At 40.7% G+C, this 19,095-nt stretch carries 19 protein-coding genes, 1 CRISPR repeat array and 1 riboswitch; of the genes, 18 read left to right on the forward strand and 1 reads right to left on the reverse strand.

Features of this window, described 5'->3' with window-relative positions:
* Positions 1-61: 61 nt before the first annotated feature.
* Positions 62-1,796: a CRISPR direct-repeat array (repeat unit 30 nt; unit sequence CTTGAACTTTAACAGATGCTGTATTTAAAT).
* A gap of 167 nt (positions 1,797-1,963) precedes the next feature.
* The 3 genes from proB to JYB65_RS00740 all read left to right on the forward strand — a co-directional run bounded on the left by proB (position 1,964) and on the right by JYB65_RS00740 (position 4,239).
* A complete protein-coding gene (gene proB, locus JYB65_RS00730) occupies positions 1,964-2,767 on the forward strand; it encodes a glutamate 5-kinase (protein WP_206580670.1) in 804 nt (267 codons plus the stop codon).
* Between the two features lie 100 nt (positions 2,768-2,867).
* Positions 2,868-3,671: a pyrroline-5-carboxylate reductase gene (proC, locus tag JYB65_RS00735; RefSeq protein WP_206580671.1), complete on the forward strand. Its 804-nt coding sequence runs from the start codon at positions 2,868-2,870 to the stop codon at positions 3,669-3,671.
* Positions 3,672-3,702: 31 nt separating this feature from the next.
* Positions 3,703-4,239 (forward strand): NUDIX domain-containing protein, encoded by a 537-nt coding sequence (locus JYB65_RS00740; RefSeq protein ID WP_206580672.1) that lies wholly within the window; start codon positions 3,703-3,705, stop codon positions 4,237-4,239.
* Here the strand turns inward: JYB65_RS00740 and JYB65_RS00745 are convergent.
* Positions 4,208-4,834 (reverse strand): stage II sporulation protein M, encoded by a 627-nt coding sequence (locus tag JYB65_RS00745; RefSeq protein WP_206580673.1) that lies wholly within the window; start codon positions 4,832-4,834, stop codon positions 4,208-4,210. The genes JYB65_RS00740 and JYB65_RS00745 overlap by 32 nt on opposite strands.
* 246 nt (positions 4,835-5,080) lie before the next feature.
* Between JYB65_RS00745 and JYB65_RS00750 the strand changes: the two genes are divergently transcribed.
* The 15 genes from JYB65_RS00750 to cobI all read left to right on the forward strand — a co-directional run bounded on the left by JYB65_RS00750 (position 5,081) and on the right by cobI (position 19,087).
* On the forward strand, positions 5,081-5,971 hold the full coding sequence (locus JYB65_RS00750; protein ID WP_206580674.1) for a site-specific tyrosine recombinase: 891 nt from the start codon (positions 5,081-5,083) through the stop codon (positions 5,969-5,971).
* A gap of 143 nt (positions 5,972-6,114) precedes the next feature.
* A complete protein-coding gene (gene rplS / locus JYB65_RS00755; RefSeq protein ID WP_209010468.1) occupies positions 6,115-6,459 on the forward strand; it encodes a 50S ribosomal protein L19 in 345 nt (114 codons plus the stop codon).
* Positions 6,460-6,571: 112 nt separating this feature from the next.
* A complete protein-coding gene (gene ylqF, locus JYB65_RS00760; protein ID WP_206580675.1) occupies positions 6,572-7,411 on the forward strand; it encodes a ribosome biogenesis GTPase YlqF in 840 nt (279 codons plus the stop codon).
* 11 nt (positions 7,412-7,422) lie between these two features.
* Complete coding sequence (locus JYB65_RS00765; RefSeq protein ID WP_206580676.1) at positions 7,423-8,088, forward strand: ribonuclease HII; 666 nt, start codon at positions 7,423-7,425, stop codon at positions 8,086-8,088.
* Between the two features lie 216 nt (positions 8,089-8,304).
* Entirely contained in the window at positions 8,305-9,981 is a 1,677-nt protein-coding gene (locus tag JYB65_RS00770; RefSeq protein ID WP_206581738.1) for a formate--tetrahydrofolate ligase, read from the forward strand.
* Positions 9,982-10,109: 128 nt separating this feature from the next.
* Complete coding sequence (locus tag JYB65_RS00775; protein WP_206580677.1) at positions 10,110-10,745, forward strand: cyclodeaminase/cyclohydrolase family protein; 636 nt, start codon at positions 10,110-10,112, stop codon at positions 10,743-10,745.
* Positions 10,746-10,767: 22 nt separating this feature from the next.
* On the forward strand, positions 10,768-11,619 hold the full coding sequence (locus JYB65_RS00780) for a bifunctional 5,10-methylenetetrahydrofolate dehydrogenase/5,10-methenyltetrahydrofolate cyclohydrolase (RefSeq protein ID WP_206580678.1): 852 nt from the start codon (positions 10,768-10,770) through the stop codon (positions 11,617-11,619).
* Positions 11,620-11,836: 217 nt separating this feature from the next.
* The gene (hemB, locus tag JYB65_RS00785) at positions 11,837-12,820 is read left to right on the forward strand and encodes a porphobilinogen synthase (RefSeq protein WP_206580679.1); all 984 of its coding nucleotides are present in this window, start codon (positions 11,837-11,839) and stop codon (positions 12,818-12,820) included.
* 34 nt (positions 12,821-12,854) lie between these two features.
* Positions 12,855-14,147: a glutamate-1-semialdehyde 2,1-aminomutase gene (hemL, locus tag JYB65_RS00790; protein ID WP_206580680.1), complete on the forward strand. Its 1,293-nt coding sequence runs from the start codon at positions 12,855-12,857 to the stop codon at positions 14,145-14,147.
* 239 nt (positions 14,148-14,386) lie between these two features.
* A riboswitch (cobalamin riboswitch) is annotated at positions 14,387-14,573 on the forward strand.
* A gap of 162 nt (positions 14,574-14,735) precedes the next feature.
* A complete protein-coding gene (locus JYB65_RS00795) occupies positions 14,736-15,503 on the forward strand; it encodes an energy-coupling factor ABC transporter permease (RefSeq protein WP_206580681.1) in 768 nt (255 codons plus the stop codon).
* Positions 15,500-15,808 (forward strand): energy-coupling factor ABC transporter substrate-binding protein, encoded by a 309-nt coding sequence (locus tag JYB65_RS00800; protein WP_206580682.1) that lies wholly within the window; start codon positions 15,500-15,502, stop codon positions 15,806-15,808. The genes JYB65_RS00795 and JYB65_RS00800 overlap by 4 nt, the downstream gene beginning before the upstream one ends.
* Before the next feature lie 33 nt (positions 15,809-15,841).
* On the forward strand, positions 15,842-16,624 hold the full coding sequence (gene cbiQ, locus JYB65_RS00805) for a cobalt ECF transporter T component CbiQ (RefSeq protein ID WP_206580683.1): 783 nt from the start codon (positions 15,842-15,844) through the stop codon (positions 16,622-16,624).
* Positions 16,625-16,650: 26 nt separating this feature from the next.
* Positions 16,651-17,523: an energy-coupling factor ABC transporter ATP-binding protein gene (locus tag JYB65_RS00810; protein ID WP_206580684.1), complete on the forward strand. Its 873-nt coding sequence runs from the start codon at positions 16,651-16,653 to the stop codon at positions 17,521-17,523.
* A gap of 60 nt (positions 17,524-17,583) precedes the next feature.
* Positions 17,584-18,366 carry a sirohydrochlorin cobaltochelatase gene (locus JYB65_RS00815; RefSeq protein ID WP_206580685.1) on the forward strand — a complete coding sequence of 261 codons (783 nt, stop codon included), beginning with the start codon at positions 17,584-17,586 and terminating at the stop codon, positions 18,364-18,366.
* Between the two features lie 28 nt (positions 18,367-18,394).
* Entirely contained in the window at positions 18,395-19,087 is a 693-nt protein-coding gene (gene cobI / locus JYB65_RS00820) for a precorrin-2 C(20)-methyltransferase (RefSeq protein ID WP_206580686.1), read from the forward strand.
* Positions 19,088-19,095 lie beyond the last annotated feature (8 nt).

The raw sequence follows: 19,095 nt of genomic DNA on the forward strand, positions 1-19,095 counted from the left end.
TCCCCTTGATTTATAAGGATTGCCAGGTAAAATGTAATTCAGATAGCGCCATTTCCCAGTGCTTGAACTTTAACAGATGCTGTATTTAAATTCCATTCTGACAAATGCAGCGCTTGCGTTATTAACTTGAACTTTAACAGATGCTGTATTTAAATGTATCACCCGCGATGCCTGCGACATCTTGAGCCATAGCTTGAACTTTAACAGATGCTGTATTTAAATGATTGAAACCAGACTGTTGAACGTGGCCGGAGTTACTTGAACTTTAACAGATGCTGTATTTAAATTGGCCCAGCTGTATATGGCCGTTATCGTGAATTAACTTGAACTTTAACAGATGCTGTATTTAAATGCAGTCCGATAAGTTACTTTTCTGCCAAGCTTATTACTTGAACTTTAACAGATGCTGTATTTAAATGTATAGGAGATATTTAGATTAGAACGTATCATTAGACTTGAACTTTAACAGATGCTGTATTTAAATTATGAGCCTAACGCCCTTCTTTGTTGCCCTTCTTCTTCCTTGAACTTTAACAGATGCTGTATTTAAATGTTTCCCATTCTTCCGCATCTGCTCGATCTGCACTTCTTGAACTTTAACAGATGCTGTATTTAAATTATGACTTAGGGGTGAGAGGAAGCTTTTCTTTAAAGCTTGAACTTTAACAGATGCTGTATTTAAATTGCACATTAGTAAGTAGTAAGGATTCTTTTCCTCCCCTTGAACTTTAACAGATGCTGTATTTAAATCACTTAATCAATCTTAGCCTCTCGTCGATTTGGACTACTTGAACTTTAACAGATGCTGTATTTAAATAAAAACAATCCTATATCTGCCGAAGAAGTATACCGACTTGAACTTTAACAGATGCTGTATTTAAATAAGTTTAAGCGACCGAATCGACAGCGAGCAGGGACTTGAACTTTAACAGATGCTGTATTTAAATGCGGTGGGAGTGGGGGACTGACATCAAGCAACGCAACTTGAACTTTAACAGATGCTGTATTTAAATTGCTGTTTCCATTTCTGCATAAGGACCTTTAATATCTTGAACTTTAACAGATGCTGTATTTAAATAATTATTATCTGAAGAAGAGGACTAATTTATTTTTACTTGAACTTTAACAGATGCTGTATTTAAATATTGGTGCCTCTGATATGCAACAGGCTGTATATGACTTGAACTTTAACAGATGCTGTATTTAAATCACTTTTAATTGTTTTAATCGGGTATAGGTTGGATTCTTGAACTTTAACAGATGCTGTATTTAAATTCGATCAAGGTGGCTAGGACATGTTCGCAATCATATCTTGAACTTTAACAGATGCTGTATTTAAATGCCTTTTAACTACGTTGAAATATTTGACGGCAAAGCTTGAACTTTAACAGATGCTGTATTTAAATTAGCTTCTCCGCCTGATGAATACCCGCTTTCAGAACTTGAACTTTAACAGATGCTGTATTTAAATGCGGTCAAGGACTGCTTGTATTCGACGACGAACCGGCTTGAACTTTAACAGATGCTGTATTTAAATACGAAGGTCGTAACGCGGCTTTATTGCCTTGGATACTTGAACTTTAACAGATGCTGTATTTAAATCTATGGCATTGATACCACAGACTATTATTTCTCTTCTTGAACTTTAGCAGATGCTGTATTTAAATCCCTTTACGGTTCCCGCCACAAATCCATAAGTGACCTTGAACTTTAACAGATGCTGTATTTAAATTCGTCAAATTCTTTAACGCTTGCAGGTTTACCGACTTGAACTTTAACAGATGCTGTATTTAAATTGCAAGATTATATCGTCCAAGCTGTTGCAACTTAGACTTTTTGAGAATATTGATAGAAATCAAAAGGTTTTTCCAACTCTTTTATGCATTTATGCTTTAAATATAGCAAAAAAAGGTGTATAATCTTTGGCTATAGGATTAAACATAAAGAAGGATGATAATGATAGATGAGTGTTATAAGTGAAGTAATCAATACGAGTCGAAAAATTGTAATAAAATTGGGCAGTAATGTACTGTCTGATGAGCATGGCACTGTCAACAAAATGGTGATGCACAATATCGTAGAACAGGTCAATGGCTTGATGCAGCAAGGTAAACAGGTTGTCATCGTATCCTCGGGTGCAGGAATCTGCGGGGTAGGGGCTATTAATAAATGGAACCGCCGCGGCGATATTAATTACAAACAGGCGCTTTGCGCAATCGGTCAAGTCGAACTGATGATGGCCTACAAACAATTTTTTGCGGATTATGATTTACATGTAGGACAGATATTACTTACCAAAGAGGACTTTGAAGAGAATACAAGAAATCGGAACATCCGAAATGCTTTATTTACACTGATTGATGAAGGCGTAGTGCCGATCATCAATGAAAACGATAGTGTAAGTGTAGATGAAATCAAGATCGGCGATAACGATACGCTGAGTGCGTTGACCGCAAGCCTGTGGAATGCGGATGCATTAATTATACTGAGCGATATAGACGGTGTATTTGATAAAGACCCTAAGACTTACAAAGATGCCAAACTGATCGAAGAAGTACATGATATCGATACATTGCTGGAGAAGATTGATGTAAGAGGGAAGAGCAGTTTTGGTACGGGTGGTATCACCACTAAGATTGAAGCAGCAAGAAAAGTCAATGAGTATGGCATTCCCCTTGTACTCCTGAACGGTAAAAAGTTAAACATTATCAGGGACGCTGCAGAAGAGCAGGAAACTGGAACAGTATTTTTTGGCAAAAATGAATAGACTTGATAGGTTGAGCTGTCTCCGGTGAGGCAGCTCTTATTGTAGATATTAAATCGTTATATACGAAATATAAAAAATATTTTAGATAAGGAGTAAACAAATGAAGATAGGTTTTATAGGTGCCGGTAATATGGGTGGAGCAATTTTAAGAGGGTACTTAACAACTACCAATATCAATAGGGAAGATGTTTTTGTATCGGAACAAAATCAGGAAAAAGCAGAACAGCTGAAAGCTGAGCTTGGAATCACGCCAGCTAAAGATATAGCCGAATTAGTGGCGCTTTGTGATGTCATCTTATTAGGTGTAAAACCAAATAATTTTGAAACAGTGCTGCCGCTAATCGCAGAAAAATACAGCACGGATAAGGTGTTGGTTTCGATGGCAGCAGGCATCGAGATGAGCTTCATCGAAAAGTATCTTGGGGCAGAGGCAAAGATTGTGAGAATCATGCCTAATACGCCAGCCATGGTCAACGAAGCAATGGTGGCTGTGTGCAGAAATGCCAATGTCAGCGATGAAGAATTTGCACCTGTGTTTCATATCTTTAAAGCAATCGGGAAGGCTGAGGAAGTTCCTGAAAGCTTAATTCATTGTGTGATAGGTGTTAGTGGAAGCAGCCCGGCGTATACCTATATGTATATCGATGCATTGGCAGAAGCTGCTGTGAAAAACGGTATGGCAAAAGAGCAGGCAATTATTTTTGCTGCTCAGTCTGTTCTTGGTGCCGCTAAAATGGTATTAGAAACGGGTGTGGACCCGGTTCAGCTTCGAATTAACGTATGCTCACCGGGAGGAGCTACTATTGAAGCTGTTACCATTCTTCAGCAAAACGGATTTGAAAAAAATATTGCAGAAGGGTTTCAGGCGGCAGTAGAAAAATCAAAAATGATGACTAAGAATTAGATCTTCTAAATAATGAAGAAGGGGAATCGGTATGACATTTGAAGAAAAAACAATCTCCAGTGAGATGATATATAACGGGAAGATTTTGAATTTACGTAAGGATAAGGTTGAAGTAGTCAACGGAGGCGTTTCTTACAGAGAAATCATCGAACACAACGGCGGGGTGGCCGTTTTGGCAATAAAGGATGACCGAAAAGTGGTGATGATTAAGCAGTTTAGAAAACCTATTGAGAAGGTGATTATGGAATTGCCGGCAGGAAAAATAGAGAAGGGTGAAGACCCTTCTGCTACTGCGGTAAGAGAACTGAAAGAAGAAACCGGATATCAAGCGGAACATATTGAATTTCTATGCAAATTTTATCCGACTGTCGGCTATTCCATGGAAATGATCTACATTTATCTGTGCACGGGGCTTACCAAAGGAGAAACCGAATTTGATGATCATGAGGCAATTGATACCTTCGAGTGTGATCTGGATGAATTGTATCAAATGGCCATCAACGGTGAACTGGAAGATGCTAAAACCATGATCGGAGTTATGCAAGCGCGGACACGATTGGCGAAATAATGAACTGTACGATGCAGCTAGCTAAGACCACTATCCATAGAAATATATAAATATGAAGATAAGGCCAGTTTGCTTCTGCAAAACTTTTTCCTACGACCCGCCTTTTTGAATATTTGCGTTGGGATGCTTTATTAATTGCACAGATGGCAGCTAGGAAAAGAGCCGGTAAGAACAGAAGGTTTTGTGGCAGCATCGAAACTAAAATAACTTTTACCCCTGTCAAACCCAGCGCATCCAATATCAGAATGCTGGTGTATCCAAGCGGGATACCTTTGAAAAAGATAATAGATAGAGCGACAGGTAAAACCAGAGGGGTAAAAGCAGAGATAAACAGTATAAATACTAAAAAAAGATTTATCCCTATGGAATGGAATAGTGCTGCAAAGGAGGCTGCCGTGCTGTGTGCATCCATGGAAGAAGTAAATAGATTCAGTTCTATGTAATTTTGCATTTCTAATTTGGTCTGCGGGCTCATCAGCAATTCAAAAGACACTCCTGTGGAGATACCGAAAAGCAGAAAGAAAAACAGCAGTAAAAAACCCTGCCGACTGAAAGTAAGTAAAGAAGATATTTCCTTTAAGTTATATTTTCCCATATAGTTATCCTCAATTAATCCTTTATAAATTATAATGAACGCTAAGATGGAAAACGGCGTCGCCGCAAGGAAAGCGTTCATTGAAACATACGGAAGCTTTGCTTGTATGTTATAATAAAGGATATGTCTGGAATAGAAAAATAGTACTAGTTTTCACGGGATTTATTATTGTAAACCTACTCGACGTACGTTATACTAGTGAATGTTAGAGTGAAAGAGGAAGAAAATTTTTAAGTGGAGAAATCAATGAATGACTATATAGAACAATTTAAGACTTATTTGCTGAAAGAACGAAAGATGTCTGAGAATTCATTGCATGCGTATTATCGTGATGTATTGGAGTACAGCCGCTTTTTAGAAGAAAAACAAGGCGGCGGTTTAAAGGAAAGCTCAAATACAGAAATCGTTTCTTTTGTACTAAAACTTAAAAATGATGGGAAGTCTTCAGCAACAGTGAATCGCAAAGTAGCATCGCTGCGTGCATTTTATAATTTTATGATGGAGAAGGAATACGTAACCGTTAATCCGGTGGCCAATATTAAGTCTCCAAAGATTGAACGAAAAGAACTGGAATTTTTAACGATTGAAGAAGTGGACAAACTTTTGTCGTTGCCGGATGATTCGATAAAAGGCAAAAGAGACCGGGCTATTTTAGAGATTATGTATGCAACGGGGATTCGTGTAAGTGAAATTATTGAAACAAAAGTTTCAGATATCAACTTAAGAATGGGATTCGTTACTTGCACCGGAGAACATGGAAAAGCTCGGATTATCCCAATGGGAAGACCTGCAAGAGCAGCAGTAGAAGCTTATATTTATGAAACTCGTGACAAGCTGCTTAAGAAATCGAAAGAAGAAGAGGAAGCATTGTTCTTGAATTACTTTGGAGAAAAGTTGACCAGACAAGGTCTTTGGAAGATACTGAAAGAATATGCGGCGACTGCTGGATTTGAAAGTAAAATTACACCGCAGACTCTGAGGAATTCGTTTGCCGTACATATGATACAAAATGGAGCAGATTTAAAATCTTTACAAGAATTATTGGGGCATGAGGACATCACAGCGACTCAAATATATTTGTCCGTGACGAAAAACAGAATAAAAGATGTATATGACAGAGCACATCCTCGAGCGTAGATGGGAAAAAGTGTTTGCAATCGGGACATGTGTGTGCTAAAATAGATAAGGTTATTACGGGCGGTCCTCTGGGCATTGAAACATATAAAGCATTTATATATGAAACAGCCATGAACGTCTTGGGAAGGAAGGAGGAAATAACAATGGATATTATGCAGGTAATTGCACAGGAGTACAAGAGAGATGACATTCCTCAGTTCAATGTTGGTGATACAGTAAAGGTACACATCAAGATTAAGGAAGGTACAAGAGAAAGAGTTCAGATTTTCGAAGGCTTTGTGCTTAAGAAACAAAACGGAGGTTTAAGCGAAACTTTTACAGTTAGAAGAATCGCTTCCGGCGTAGGTGTAGAAAAGACTTTCCCTATTAATTCACCAAAGATCGATAAGGTTGAGGTAGTTAAAAGAGGAGATGTTAGAAGAGCGAAGCTTAACTACATGCGTGAAAGAACAGGTAAGGCTGCTAGAATTAAGAGCAAGCATGACTAATAAGAAAAAAAGGGGACCAATGGTCCCTTATTTTTTTTATATTGAAACCTAATTTGTGTTAAAATAAGTAGATAGAAATTTATTTGAGAAATATAGCGGGGTAAATAGAAAAATGATTGAAAATATTAACTGGTATCCAGGCCATATGAAAAAAACGAGGGAAATGATTCAAGAAAATTTGAAAATGATTGACCTTGTTATTGAGGTGATTGATGCCAGAATCCCGATTTCCAGCAGAAATCCGATTATTAATGATATCATTGGGGGTAAACCCAGAGTGATTCTTTTAAATAAGATGGATTTAGCAGACGGAAGAGAAAACGATAAATGGGCGGCGCTTTATAAATCAGAAGGACATTATGTCGTACCGATGAATTGTATGACGGGAGCTGGATTGTCCAACCTGCTCAGTTTGTTGGGGAAGATTCAAGAGAAGAGAAACGAAACGTTAGGAAGAAAAAGAAATCTTCGGATGATGATTGTAGGGGTACCGAATGTAGGGAAATCGTCTCTTATTAATCGAATGATTGGTAAAAAAAGTGCTAAAACGGGAGATCGGCCGGGCGTAACTCGTGGGAAACAATGGTTAACTTTAGAAAACGGTATGCAGCTTTTGGATACGCCGGGTATCCTTTGGCCAAAGTTTGAAGATCCTAGTGTAGGGTTAAATCTAGCCTTTTGCGGATCAATACGCGACGAAACCATGGATTTGGCAACGCTCGCGCTAGAGCTGATTAAAGTGTTGCAGGAAAGATATCCGCAGCTTTTAAAAGAACGATACAAGCTGGAGGAATTAGGAGAAGAAGGTCTTGATACAATGGAAACGATCGCATTGAAGCGAGGTTTTATTCTCCCGGGCAAGCGAATTGACTATGAAAGAACAGCAAGAACGGTACTGGATGAATTCCGTTCCGGGCTCATTGGAACTATCACGTTAGAACGTTGCGAATAAGGACTAATAGGATGAAAAAACAAGAGAGAGAAGCTTTGCTGGTACAGAAGCTGATAGAGATGAAACAATATGAAGAAGCATTATATTTACAAGGCGTAAAATTTGTGGCAGGAGTAGATGAAGTAGGCAGAGGGCCCTTGGCAGGCCCTGTTGTGACGGCTTGCGTTGTCTTACCTGAGCATTTTGACGTACTTGGTGTGGATGATTCGAAAAAACTTTCAGAGAAAAAAAGAGAAGAATTATATATAAAAATTAAAGAGAAAGCTATTGTCTATGCGATAGGGATGGCGGATCATACAACGATTGATGAAATTAATATTTTAGAAGCTACCAAAAAAGCCATGAAGCAAGCCATTGAAAAAGTTCATAGGGAGCTCTTGGCAAATCATGGGCAAGGCATAGATCATGTCCTGATTGATGCATTGACCTTAAAAGATGTAGAAATTCCTCAGACGGGCATCATAAAAGGAGATGCATCCAGCATTTCCATCGCAGCCGCATCTATTTTAGCCAAGGTGACAAGAGATCGCATGATGGTGGAATACGCAAAAGAATATCCGGATTATGCGTTTGAAAGGAATAAGGGATACGGTACAAAAGCACATTATGACGGCATACATAAAACAGGAGTCTGTGACATTCATCGACGCAGTTTTCTCAAAAAGATAACAGGTTGAAGTCGCATTGAAATACATAAAAAACACAGGAAAATGAACATGGAAATACCCGTGATGACTTGACAGGTATATAGCGAGGTAGTATGGTGATAGAAATTGAATATACTGGAATTGCTGTTTAGCGATTTCTATATACATAAAATGGTACGTTATGTTGTGGATGCTTTTAGGAAATCTGGAGGCGAAAAGGATTATAGAAAGGTGAAAAAGTTTATTATGGAAATCAAGAGTGACATTCAAATTGCACAAGAAACTGAGATGTTAGACATCAGAGGTATCGCGAAGGATGCAGGCATTGACGAAAAATATTTAGAGCTTTATGGGAATTACAAAGCAAAGATTGACTACAACATTCTAAAAGAAAAACAAAATCATCCGGATGGAAAGTTAATTCTGGTAACGGCCATCTCTCCAACACCCGCAGGTGAGGGGAAGACAACAACAACCGTAGGACTTTCTGACGGACTTAGAAAAATCGGTAAAAAGGTTTTTGTTGCTTTAAGAGAACCATCCCTTGGACCGGTATTCGGAATGAAAGGCGGTGCAGCAGGCGGAGGATATGCGCAAGTTGTTCCGATGGAAGACATCAACCTTCATTTCACCGGAGATATGCATGCAATAGGGGCAGCCAACAATTTGCTTGCCGCTATGCTTGACAATCACATTTACCAAGGCAATAGTTTAAACATAGATCCAAGAAAAATTACTTGGCACCGATGTGTCGATATGAATGACCGCCAGCTGCGATTTATTACAGATGGTCTGGGAGGCCGAGTAAACGGCACTCCACGCGAAGATTCTTTCGATATTACCGTAGCAAGTGAAATCATGGCCATTTTATGCATGTCAAAGGATATTGACGATTTAAAAGAACGAATTAATAAAATTATAGTCGGCTATACGTATGACGATAAACCTGTTACAGCAGGTCAATTAAATGCACAGGGCGCATTGGCGGCATTGCTGAAGGATGCATTGAAGCCAAATCTTGTGCAGACGTTAGAACATACGCCGGCATTTGTCCATGGTGGGCCGTTTGCCAATATTGCACATGGATGCAATTCCATTATGGCTACTCGGATGGCTTTGAAACTGGCTGACTATGTTGTAACGGAAGCTGGATTCGGCGCGGATCTCGGAGCAGAAAAATTCTTGGATATTAAATGCCGTACAGCAAATTTAAAGCCTTCAGCAGTTGTTATTGTAGCAACCGTTCGCGCTTTGAAACATCACGGAGGTGTCGCAAAGGCTGATTTAGGTTTAGAAAATTTAGAAGCATTGGCTGCAGGTCTTCCGAATTTATTGCAGCATGTAGAAAATATGAGGAATGTATACAAACTTCCGGTGGTCGTAGCGATTAATGCGTTCCCTACCGATACCACAGCAGAATTAAAGTTGGTGGAAGCAAAGTGCCGTGAACTAGGTGTACATGTTGCGTTGAGTGAGGTTTGGGCAAAAGGCGGAGAAGGCGGAAAGACGCTGGCAGAAGAAGTTGTTAAGCTTTGTGAGCAGCCAAATGATTTCGATTACAGCTATTCTCTTGATAGCAGTATTGAAGAAAAGCTGAACGCAATTGCTGCAAAAATATATCATGCAGACGCAGTGAATATTCTTCCGGCTGCCCGTAAACAGTTGGAGCAGCTAGAGAGTCTTGGGTTTGGTAACGTGCCGATTTGCGTAGCAAAAACGCAATATAGTTTTTCCGATGACCCTAAACTGTTAGGAGCACCTAAAGGATTTACGCTGACGGTTAGAAACCTGAAGATTTCAGCAGGCGCAGGTTTTATTGTGGCTTTGACAGGTGACATTATGACAATGCCGGGTCTTCCTAAAGTGCCGTCCGCAGAACGTATAGATGTAGACAATACTGGGAAGATTTCCGGATTGTTCTAATAGGACAGAATTGAAACAGACTAACATCCGATGAAAAATTTCTGCGCAGGGGATATCTTGAATATCCCTTGCGGTCAAGATGAATGTTACGCAAAGAATGCGCAACAGAAAGAAACGAGGAGTGTTAAATGGATTTTGTAAAAGGAAGCTGCGAAGATTTTGTGAAAGTTCTTGCTAGTAAGGCACCGGTTCCGGGTGGCGGAGGTGCAGCAGCTTTAGTAGGTGCCGTGGGCACAGCTCTTGGTAATATGGTCGCCTCCCTCACGGTCGGAAAGAAAAAATATGAGGATGTTGAAGAGCAGATGCATTTGATGAAAACGAAGTGTGATCGGCTTCAGGAAGAATTTCTTGGACTTGTTATGAAAGATGCACAGGTATTTGAACCTCTGTCAAAGGCTTACGGAATGCCAAATGAGACCCCTGAGCAGCAAGAAGAAAAGACGAGAGTCATGGAAGCCGCATTACGGGAGGCCTGCTCTGTGCCGCTAGAAATAATGAAAAAATGCTGTGTCACCATTGAATTGCACAGGGAATTTGCGTCTAAAGGCAGTGCTTTGGCAATCAGCGATGCCGGTGTGGGTGTTGTTTTTTGTAAGGCAGCTTTGCAGGGGGCCGGCTTAAATGTATTTATTAACACAAAAGCGATGAAAGACAGAGCGTATGCGGAAAAAGTGAATGCAGAAACGAAAACTTTATTAATCAAATATGAAGCGATGGCAGATGAAATCTATGCAAGCGTTCTAAAAAAATTATCAAACGGATAGGATAAGACGAAAGGAGATCCCTATGGCAGAACTGTTGAAAGGAAAAGAAGTTGTTGATGCTCTAAATGAGAGACTGAAAGTAGAAGTGGAGCTTCTAAAGGAAAAGGGGATTTCTCCTACATTGGGAATCATACGAGTTGGAAAAAAATCAGAAGATATGTCTTATGAAAAAGGAGCTATAAAGCGTGCAGAGACCATTGGCATCGACGTAAAAAGCTTTGTTCTTGAGGAAAACACTTCGCAGGAACAATTGATACAGCTGATTGAGGATGTCAATCAAGAGGAAAGCATTCATGGCGTTCTTTTATTTAGGCCGTTACCAAAACAGTTCGATGATAATGCCGTTCGCAAGGCGTTACTCGCCTCGAAAGACATAGACGGAATAACGGATCAATCTATGGCAGGTGTATTTTCCGGGACGGAATTAGGCTATCCGCCGTGTACCCCTCAAGCTTGTATGGAGATATTAGATCATTACAATATTGATGCAGCAGGCAAGAAAGTGGTGATCATCGGAAGGAGCTTAGTGGTCGGTAAACCGGCAGCTATGATGATTCTGCAGAAAAACGGTACACCGACGATCTGTCACACCAAAACAAAGGACATGCCTGCTATTTGTCAAGACGCAGAGATCTTGATTGTCGCAGCAGGAAAGGCAAAAGCAATCGGAACCGAATATCTGAATAAAAAACAGATCGTCATTGATGTGGGAATCAACATGAGCGAAGATGGTAAACTTTGCGGAGATGTGGATTTTGAAGAAGCGGAAAAAATTGTGAAAGCGATCACTCCCGTTCCCGGCGGCGTAGGTACAGTAACGACGAGCATGTTAATGAAACACGTGGTAGAGGCAGCTAAGAAGAGGGTCCGCTAAGAGAATAATAAATAAAAGTAAGAGGCTGCCTAAGGCAGTCTTTTTTATTCAATAGGAAATATCGTTTCCTATTTGAATAAAAAAAGGAAGTGCAGAGGGGCGAAGCCACCTTTTTCAGCCAGTTTTTGGGTATTGTTTGTATTGCAAGTTATTTTGAAATTGTGATATGATAATGAAAGCGATTATTCCGTTATCTTTTTAGAAAGGAACTGTGAAAATGGAACTGTTAAAACGGCCAAGGAGATTGAGACTCGACGGCAGAGTTCGAGAGATGATAAGAGAAACCAGAATTTCAAAAGATTCGTTGATTTATCCGCTCTTTATCGAAGAGGGCAAGGGAATTATAAAAGATATTCAAGCGATGCCCGGGCAAAAACGATATAGTGTGGATACCCTGCCTTTTGCATTAGAGGAAGTAGCGAAAGCGGGTGTAAAAAACGTCATGTTTTTTGGCATTCCTTCGCATAAGGACGAGTGTGGAAGTGGCGCCTATCATGATCACGGGGTTGTACAGGAGGCATTCCGAATAGCTGTGAAGGCCTTTCCTGAACTATATTATATAGGCGATGTTTGCATGTGTGAATATACTTCACATGGCCATTGTGGCATCATTAAAGGGGATACGGTGGATAACGACAAGACCCTTCCGCTGTTAGCAAAAACAGCAGTATCGCAGGTGGAAGCCGGTGCCAGTATGGTGGCTCCTTCCGATATGATGGATGGACGAGTTCTTGCTATCCGAAAAGCTTTGGATGCAGCAGGTTTTGAAGATACACCGATCATGTCCTATGCAGCGAAATATGCGTCTGCCTTTTACGGCCCGTTTCGGGATGCAGCAGGTTCCGATAATTTTAAGGGAAATCGGAAGACGTATCAAATGGACTACCATAATAGGCGAGAGGCACTGAAAGAAGTTTATACCGACCTTGAAGAAGGGGCTGATATCATTATGGTAAAACCGGCGCTTTCCTATTTGGACATCATCCGAGAGGTTCGGAATGAAGTGAATGTCCCGGTAGCTGCTTATAGCGTAAGCGGAGAATACGCCATGATTAAAGCGGCTGCGCATATGGGAATGATTGACGAATCGGCTATTATAGCAGAGACGACTACCAGCATTTATCGAGCTGGTGCAGATATATTAATTACTTATTTTGCAAAAGAAATTGCAGCAATGGTAGAAGAAGGACGAATTGGCTAATCCTTATTGATGATAAGAGGAAAGGAATGGAACGATGATTACAAACACGCAGAAATCGGAACGATTGTATGAAGAAGCCCAAAAGTATATCCCAGGAGGAGTAAACAGCCCTGCCAGAGCTTTTCGGTCAGTTGGCGTGACTCCTAGATTTATTGAGAAAGCGGATGCTCAGTACATTTATGATGCAGACGGAAATCAATATATTGATTATATCGGTTCTTGGGGGCCAATGATTTTGGGAAGCAATCATCCGGTTGTAAGAACGGCTGTAGAAGAAACAATTTCCGGAGGGCTAAGCTTTGGTGCGGCTACGGAAAGAGAAATTACAATGGCAAAACTCGTATGTGAATTGGTGCCATCTTTCGAAATGGTCAGAATGGTGAATTCAGGAACAGAAGCGACCATGTCTGCACTCAGAACAGCGAGAGGATACACCGGACGAAATAAAATCATCAAGTTTGAAGGATGTTATCATGGACACAGTGACGGACTTTTAGTAAAGGCCGGATCAGGATTGATTGCGGAAGGCGGATCACCGGACAGTGCCGGTGTAACGCCAAACTGTGCGCAAGATACATTGACAGCACGATATAATGATTTTGAAAGCGTGCAAAAACTATTTGAACTGCATAAAGGTGACATTGCAGCCATAATCGTAGAACCGGTAGCTGCAAATATGGGTGTTGTCCTGCCAAATGAAAGCTTTTTAAAGCAGCTTCGTGAAATTTGCGATGTAAACAAGACCGTATTGATTTTTGATGAAGTGATTACAGGTTTTCGGCTTGCTTTGGGCGGAGCACAAGAATTGTTCGGTATCACGCCGGACATGTCTACTTTCGGCAAAATCATAGGCGGTGGCATGCCGGTAGGTGCTTACGGCGGAAAGAGAGAAATCATGGAAGTGGTAGCTCCTCTTGGACCGGTATATCAGGCAGGAACGTTGAGCGGAAATCCGGTGGCTATGGCAGCAGGTCTCGCTCAGTTGACTTACTTAAAAGAACATGCTGAGATTTATGGTCATTTGAATCATTTAGGACAGAAGTTATATGGAGGACTGGCTGACATCGTAAAAATGGCGAAGGTGGAATGTACGATTAACCAGATCGGCTCTATCGGTACTATTTTCTTCACGGGTGAAGCGGTGACCGACTATACGTCAGCAAAGAAATCTGACCTGAAGCAATATACGGACTATTTCTTACACATGTTGAATCATGGAAACTATTTTGCCCCTGCTCAATATGAAGCAATGTTTATCTCAAATGCACATACTTGTAAAGATATTAATTCTACGCTAGAAGCGGCAGCAAAGTTTTTTCATGTATAATGGGCTTATGTCCGAATGAAACCATAGAAATAAATAACATGACAATGATGTATAAAAAGCACAATTCGTTACGAATTGTGCTTTTTTAGTTTATAGTATATGACGGACACATTGAAAGCTATCTTCAATGTGCCTTTTTTATATAATTAAAATAAGCCATGCCAGCCAGAGCTGAACTTGATGTAAAAATCTCTAGGAAGGGGTTGTAATGAAGTTATCCTGAGTGTTATAATAAATCTGACAATTTAAATATCATAGGTTCTCGGTTTTTTCCTGCCGAGAGAATAGGGAAGTTGGGTGTAATGCCCATGCGGTCGCGCCGCTGTGATGGAAGAGCTGTATTTTATGAAGCCACTGTGCAAATGGGAAGGCAAAATACAGCGTTGACGCCTAAGCCAGAAGACCTGCCTAAGATATCGATTTTCGTATACTGTTCAAATTCCAAACCTTTACAAGGTGTTTTTGAGTTGTGACGAGAATCACATTTTCTTACGAACGATGAGAAAGTGTGATAAGCGGAGCGACGCTCGCTCCCTATTGCACTATTCTGAAAAGTTCAGAATAGTTTTTTTATTTAGGAGGAAAAACATGAAAAAAACAAAAACAGAAAGCTGCCTGCTTATTGCAAGCATGGCCATTGCATTCGTGTTCGGTATGCCAAGTATCTCCAGTGCGATGCACATTATGGAAGGCTATTTGCCTTTAAATTATTGCATTATTTGGGGAGTAATTTGCATACCGTTCATTGTATTAGGTTTTCTATCGATTAAGAAGACCCTGGCTCAAGACCGCAAGTTGTTGCTCATATTGGTGATGATGGCTGCGTATGCTTTTGTATTATCCGCGCTGAAGATCCCTTCGGTAACGGGAAGCAGTTCACATCCAACAGGAACAGGACTGGGAGCCGTGCTCTTTGGCCCGTCAGCTATGTGTGTAATCGGACTGATCGTATTATTATTTCAAGCAATTTTACTGGCACATGGAGGATTGACCACTCTCGGTGCGAATACTTTTTCCATGGCGATCGCAGGGCCATTTCTTTCTTATATAGTCTATAAAATTTGTTTAAAAGTACAAGCTCCGAAATCAGTTGCGGTATTTTTTGCGGCTTGTTTGGGAGATTTATTTACATATTGCATTACGGCTATCCAACTGGCTTTGGCACATCCGGCCGAGGTAGGAGGCTTTATGGCTTCTCTAACTAAATTTATGGCTATTTTTGCCATTACTCAGATTCCGCTCGCCATCATTGAAGGATTGCTTGCCGTGGTGGTTATGAAAGGGCTCGAAAGTGTTGCTCAGCCGGAACTTGAGATGCTTGGATATGGTCGTTATCGTAAGGAGGTAGCAGCATGAGTTTAAGTAAAAATGGTAAAGTGGTAATTTTCTGCTTGATCTTAGCAGTCATTATAGCGGTGGTACCTTTGTTATTTATCCACGATTCAGAGTTTGGCGGAGCGGATGGTGAGGCAGAAGAAGTGATCACCGCAATCAATCCGAATTACCATGCATGGGCGCAGCCACTGTTGGAACCACCGGGAGGAGAAACAGAATCGTTGTTATTCTGCTTACAGGCAGCCACCGGATCGGGACTATTTTTCTTTGGAATGGGTTATTTGGTAGCAAGGAAGAAATTTCAGAAAAAAGAAAAACAAGAATAGAAAACTTAGTAAAAGAAAAGTAGAGGTATTTTCATGATTGTGATAGACAAACTGGCATATTATTCTGCCATCCGAGACAAAAGCCCTTTTTTAAAGTGTGCGTTTGCAATAGGTACTCTGCTTATTTGCGTAGCAGCGCGTTCGTTTGTGATATCCTTTCTCGTATTAAGCATAATGGGATGTGCGACTGTAAGATATAGTCGTACGTCCTTTTTTCAGTATATGAAGCTCATGCTGGCCCCCCTTGCCTTTCTGGCAATGGGAACGGTGGCTATTGCTGTAAATTGGACGTCACAGCCTATGGACTTGTTCAATATAGCTGTAGGGGATAAGTTTTTAGCTGTCAGCTGGTACTCGATTGAGTATGCGGTTCGATTGATTTTGGTTTCTCTGGCTTCTATTTCCTGCCTCTATTTCCTAACGTTGACTACGACCCTGTTGGATTTGCTTTATGTGTTGAAACGGCTGCATTGCCCGAACCTTATCATTGAGCTTATGATGATGACGTATCGATTTATATTTGTGCTTTTGGAAATCGCCGTTTCGATTCTGACCGCACAAAATTGCCGACTTGGGAATAGGAGCTTTAGGAGCTCAATGGAAGGGATGGGCGGAATGCTTTCTGTACTTCTGATACGTGCACTGGATAAATCCAATCGGCTCTTTGAAGCAATGGAATCCAGATGTTATGACGGAGAATTAAATGTGTTACAGGAAAGCAAACCAAGCTCATGGATGGAAAAGGGACTGATACTGAGTTTCCTGATCATACTGACAGCAATCGCAATATGGTGTAAAATAAACGCAGAAGTGTAGAAGAAGTGTAGAAGAAGGATAGGAAGATGGACGAGCAAAATAGAAGGAATCAACAGCCGGACTCAGATATAATGGTTAAAGTAGACGGCTTATATTATACGTATGCAGATGGAACACAAGCACTAAGAGGAATTGATTTAGAAATAAAAAAGGGAGAAAAAGTCGCCATTATGGGTTCAAATGGTTCAGGAAAATCTACTTTTTTTCTGAACTTGAATGGTGTTTTTCGACCACAAAAAGGGAACATTTCTATCAATGGGAAACCCCTTGACTATTCAAAGAAAGGCTTGTTAGAGGTTCGCAGACAGGTTGGAATCGTATTTCAAGACCCAGACAACCAATTGTTTTCGGCTAGTGTTACGCAAGAGATCTCTTTTGGCGTATTGAATCTTGGCTTCCCAAAAGAAGAAGTCCGAGAAAAAGTAGACCAAATAATGGATGAACTGCATATTACAGAATTCAAAGATAAACCAACCCACTTTTTAAGCGGAGGGCAGAAAAAGCGAGTTGCGATTGCGGATGTATTGGTGATGCAGCCCAGCATCGTTATTTTAGACGAGCCCGCTTCTGCTTTAGACCCAAAACATGCGAGAATGATCGATGAGATAGTGGATGAATTAAGCAGGAGCGGAATTACCGTCCTGCTATCCACTCATGATGTGGAACGTGCATTGATATGGGCTGATAAGATCGTCCTCTTTGATGAGGGGAAGGTTTTGAAAGAAGGAAAACCGGAAGAAATCTTTTTTGACGAAGCTTTGTTGGAAAAAACAAATTTAGAAAAGCCATCCGTATTAAAAATATATGATGGTTTAATAAAAGAAGGCCTTTTGCCAAAAGGAGCCTGCATGCCTAAAACGGCAGAAGAGTTAATAACCCTTTTTGTCAATACAAAGTAACGAAATGTGAACGCATAGGTGATATAATTTGCATGTAATTCATGAAAGGATAGACAATAGATGAAAAAACAAGCTATAGTAGTTGTAAGCTTTGGAACAAGTCATAAAGATACGAGAGAAAAAACGATACAGGCTATTGAACAGGCCCTTGCAGGAAAATATCCGCAAAGAGAATGTCGGAGAGCTTTTACCAGCGGGATTATTATGAAGGTTTTGAAAGAACGAGATCAGCTGGTGATAGACAATGTGACAGAAGCCATGGAGCATCTTCTGGAAGATGGGTTTTCAGACGTAATTATTCAGCCTACTCATATTATCAATGGGGATGAATACGACAAAATGATGGCTCAGATAGAACCCTTCAGGGATAAATTCGAAGTCCTTCATGTAGGAGCCCCGCTTCTTACCACTTCGGAGGACTATACGAAAACCTGTGAGGCCATTATGAAACAATTTCCTTCCTTTAAAGAAAACGAAGCGTTGATCTTAATGGGACACGGAACAGGTCATTATACGGATGCGGCTTATGCGGCGCTGGACTATCGGTTTAAAGCACTGGGATATACCAATGTATTTGTCGGTACGGTAGAAGGGTATCCTGATTTTGAAACGATGCTGGAACAAGTAAAACAATTTGAACCGGAACGAGTGATCCTGATGCCTTTTATGGTCGTTGCAGGAGATCATGCGATGAATGATATGGCAGGAGAAGAGGAAGACTCTTGGAAGTCTATATTCGAAGAAGCCGGATTTGAAGTGGAATGTCTGATGAAGGGAATCGGAGAGTTTAAGGAAATTCAACAAATATATATAGAACATGCGCTGGATTGCGCTAAAGAATAGATACATGAGTGATGATGGGAGGACACAAATGGCAACATTATATGGTTTAGGAGTGGGACCGGGAGACCCGGAATTAATGACTTTAAAGGCGGTACGGCTCATTCAGGAGTGTGATATTATCGCGGTTCCGAAGTCCGGACAATCGATCAATGTGGCGTATACGATTGCAAAGAAAGCGGTACCCGATTTTGAGCAAAAACATATTGTTGAATTGGATCTGCCCATGACACGTGATCAGCAAAAATTAGAGCAAAGTCACGAGGCTGCTGCAAAACAGGTAACGGATTGGCTTGATGAAGGCAAAAACGTTGCTTTTTTAACCTTAGGAGATCCTACCATTTACTCGACCTATGCGTATATCCATAAGCTGGTAAAAGGAAAGGGCTATCCGACTGAAATTGTTCCGGGTATCCCTTCGTTTTGTGCAGTTTCCGCTCGATTAAATGATAGTTTGACAGAGGCAGAGGAAGAACTTCATGTCATACCGGCCTCTTATACGGGGGTAGAAGAGGCACTGAACCTGAGGGGCACAAAAGTGCTTATGAAGAGTGGCAAATCTATTTCGGAAATAAAGCAATTATTGAAAAAAAAGCCGGATCAGTTCACGGTGAAAATGGTGGAGCGATGCGGTATGGAGGGCGAAAGAGTGTTTGACAGTATTGATCAAATTGATGAAAACGCCAGCTATTTTTCGGTAATTATCGTTCGTGAAAAGAAATAAAAGGATAA

The sequence above is a fragment of the Clostridium aminobutyricum genome (genome assembly GCF_017255415.1).
GTDB classification, from domain to species: domain Bacteria; phylum Bacillota; class Clostridia; order Peptostreptococcales; family Anaerovoracaceae; genus Aminipila; species Aminipila aminobutyrica.

Bases quoted from the DNA above. Each gene is read 5' to 3' on its own strand.
- JYB65_RS00750 (WP_206580674.1), top strand. From the start codon at position 5,081: ATGAATGACTATATAGAACAATTTAAGACTTATTTGCTGAAAGAACGA.
- rplS (WP_209010468.1), top strand. From the start codon at position 6,115: ATGGATATTATGCAGGTAATTGCACAGGAGTACAAGAGAGATGACATT.
- proB (WP_206580670.1), top strand. From the start codon at position 1,964: ATGAGTGTTATAAGTGAAGTAATCAATACGAGTCGAAAAATTGTAATA.
- JYB65_RS00815 (WP_206580685.1), top strand. From the start codon at position 17,584: ATGAAAAAACAAGCTATAGTAGTTGTAAGCTTTGGAACAAGTCATAAA.
- JYB65_RS00810 (WP_206580684.1), top strand. From the start codon at position 16,651: ATGGACGAGCAAAATAGAAGGAATCAACAGCCGGACTCAGATATAATG.
- JYB65_RS00775 (WP_206580677.1), top strand. From the start codon at position 10,110: ATGGATTTTGTAAAAGGAAGCTGCGAAGATTTTGTGAAAGTTCTTGCT.
- cobI (WP_206580686.1), top strand. From the start codon at position 18,395: ATGGCAACATTATATGGTTTAGGAGTGGGACCGGGAGACCCGGAATTA.
- JYB65_RS00770 (WP_206581738.1), top strand. From the start codon at position 8,305: ATGGAAATCAAGAGTGACATTCAAATTGCACAAGAAACTGAGATGTTA.
- JYB65_RS00740 (WP_206580672.1), top strand. From the start codon at position 3,703: ATGACATTTGAAGAAAAAACAATCTCCAGTGAGATGATATATAACGGG.
- hemL (WP_206580680.1), top strand. From the start codon at position 12,855: ATGATTACAAACACGCAGAAATCGGAACGATTGTATGAAGAAGCCCAA.
- JYB65_RS00795 (WP_206580681.1), top strand. From the start codon at position 14,736: ATGAAAAAAACAAAAACAGAAAGCTGCCTGCTTATTGCAAGCATGGCC.
- proC (WP_206580671.1), top strand. From the start codon at position 2,868: ATGAAGATAGGTTTTATAGGTGCCGGTAATATGGGTGGAGCAATTTTA.
- JYB65_RS00745 (WP_206580673.1), bottom strand. From the start codon at position 4,834: ATGGGAAAATATAACTTAAAGGAAATATCTTCTTTACTTACTTTCAGT.
- hemB (WP_206580679.1), top strand. From the start codon at position 11,837: ATGGAACTGTTAAAACGGCCAAGGAGATTGAGACTCGACGGCAGAGTT.
- cbiQ (WP_206580683.1), top strand. From the start codon at position 15,842: ATGATTGTGATAGACAAACTGGCATATTATTCTGCCATCCGAGACAAA.
- JYB65_RS00765 (WP_206580676.1), top strand. From the start codon at position 7,423: ATGAAAAAACAAGAGAGAGAAGCTTTGCTGGTACAGAAGCTGATAGAG.
- JYB65_RS00800 (WP_206580682.1), top strand. From the start codon at position 15,500: ATGAGTTTAAGTAAAAATGGTAAAGTGGTAATTTTCTGCTTGATCTTA.
- JYB65_RS00780 (WP_206580678.1), top strand. From the start codon at position 10,768: ATGGCAGAACTGTTGAAAGGAAAAGAAGTTGTTGATGCTCTAAATGAG.
- ylqF (WP_206580675.1), top strand. From the start codon at position 6,572: ATGATTGAAAATATTAACTGGTATCCAGGCCATATGAAAAAAACGAGG.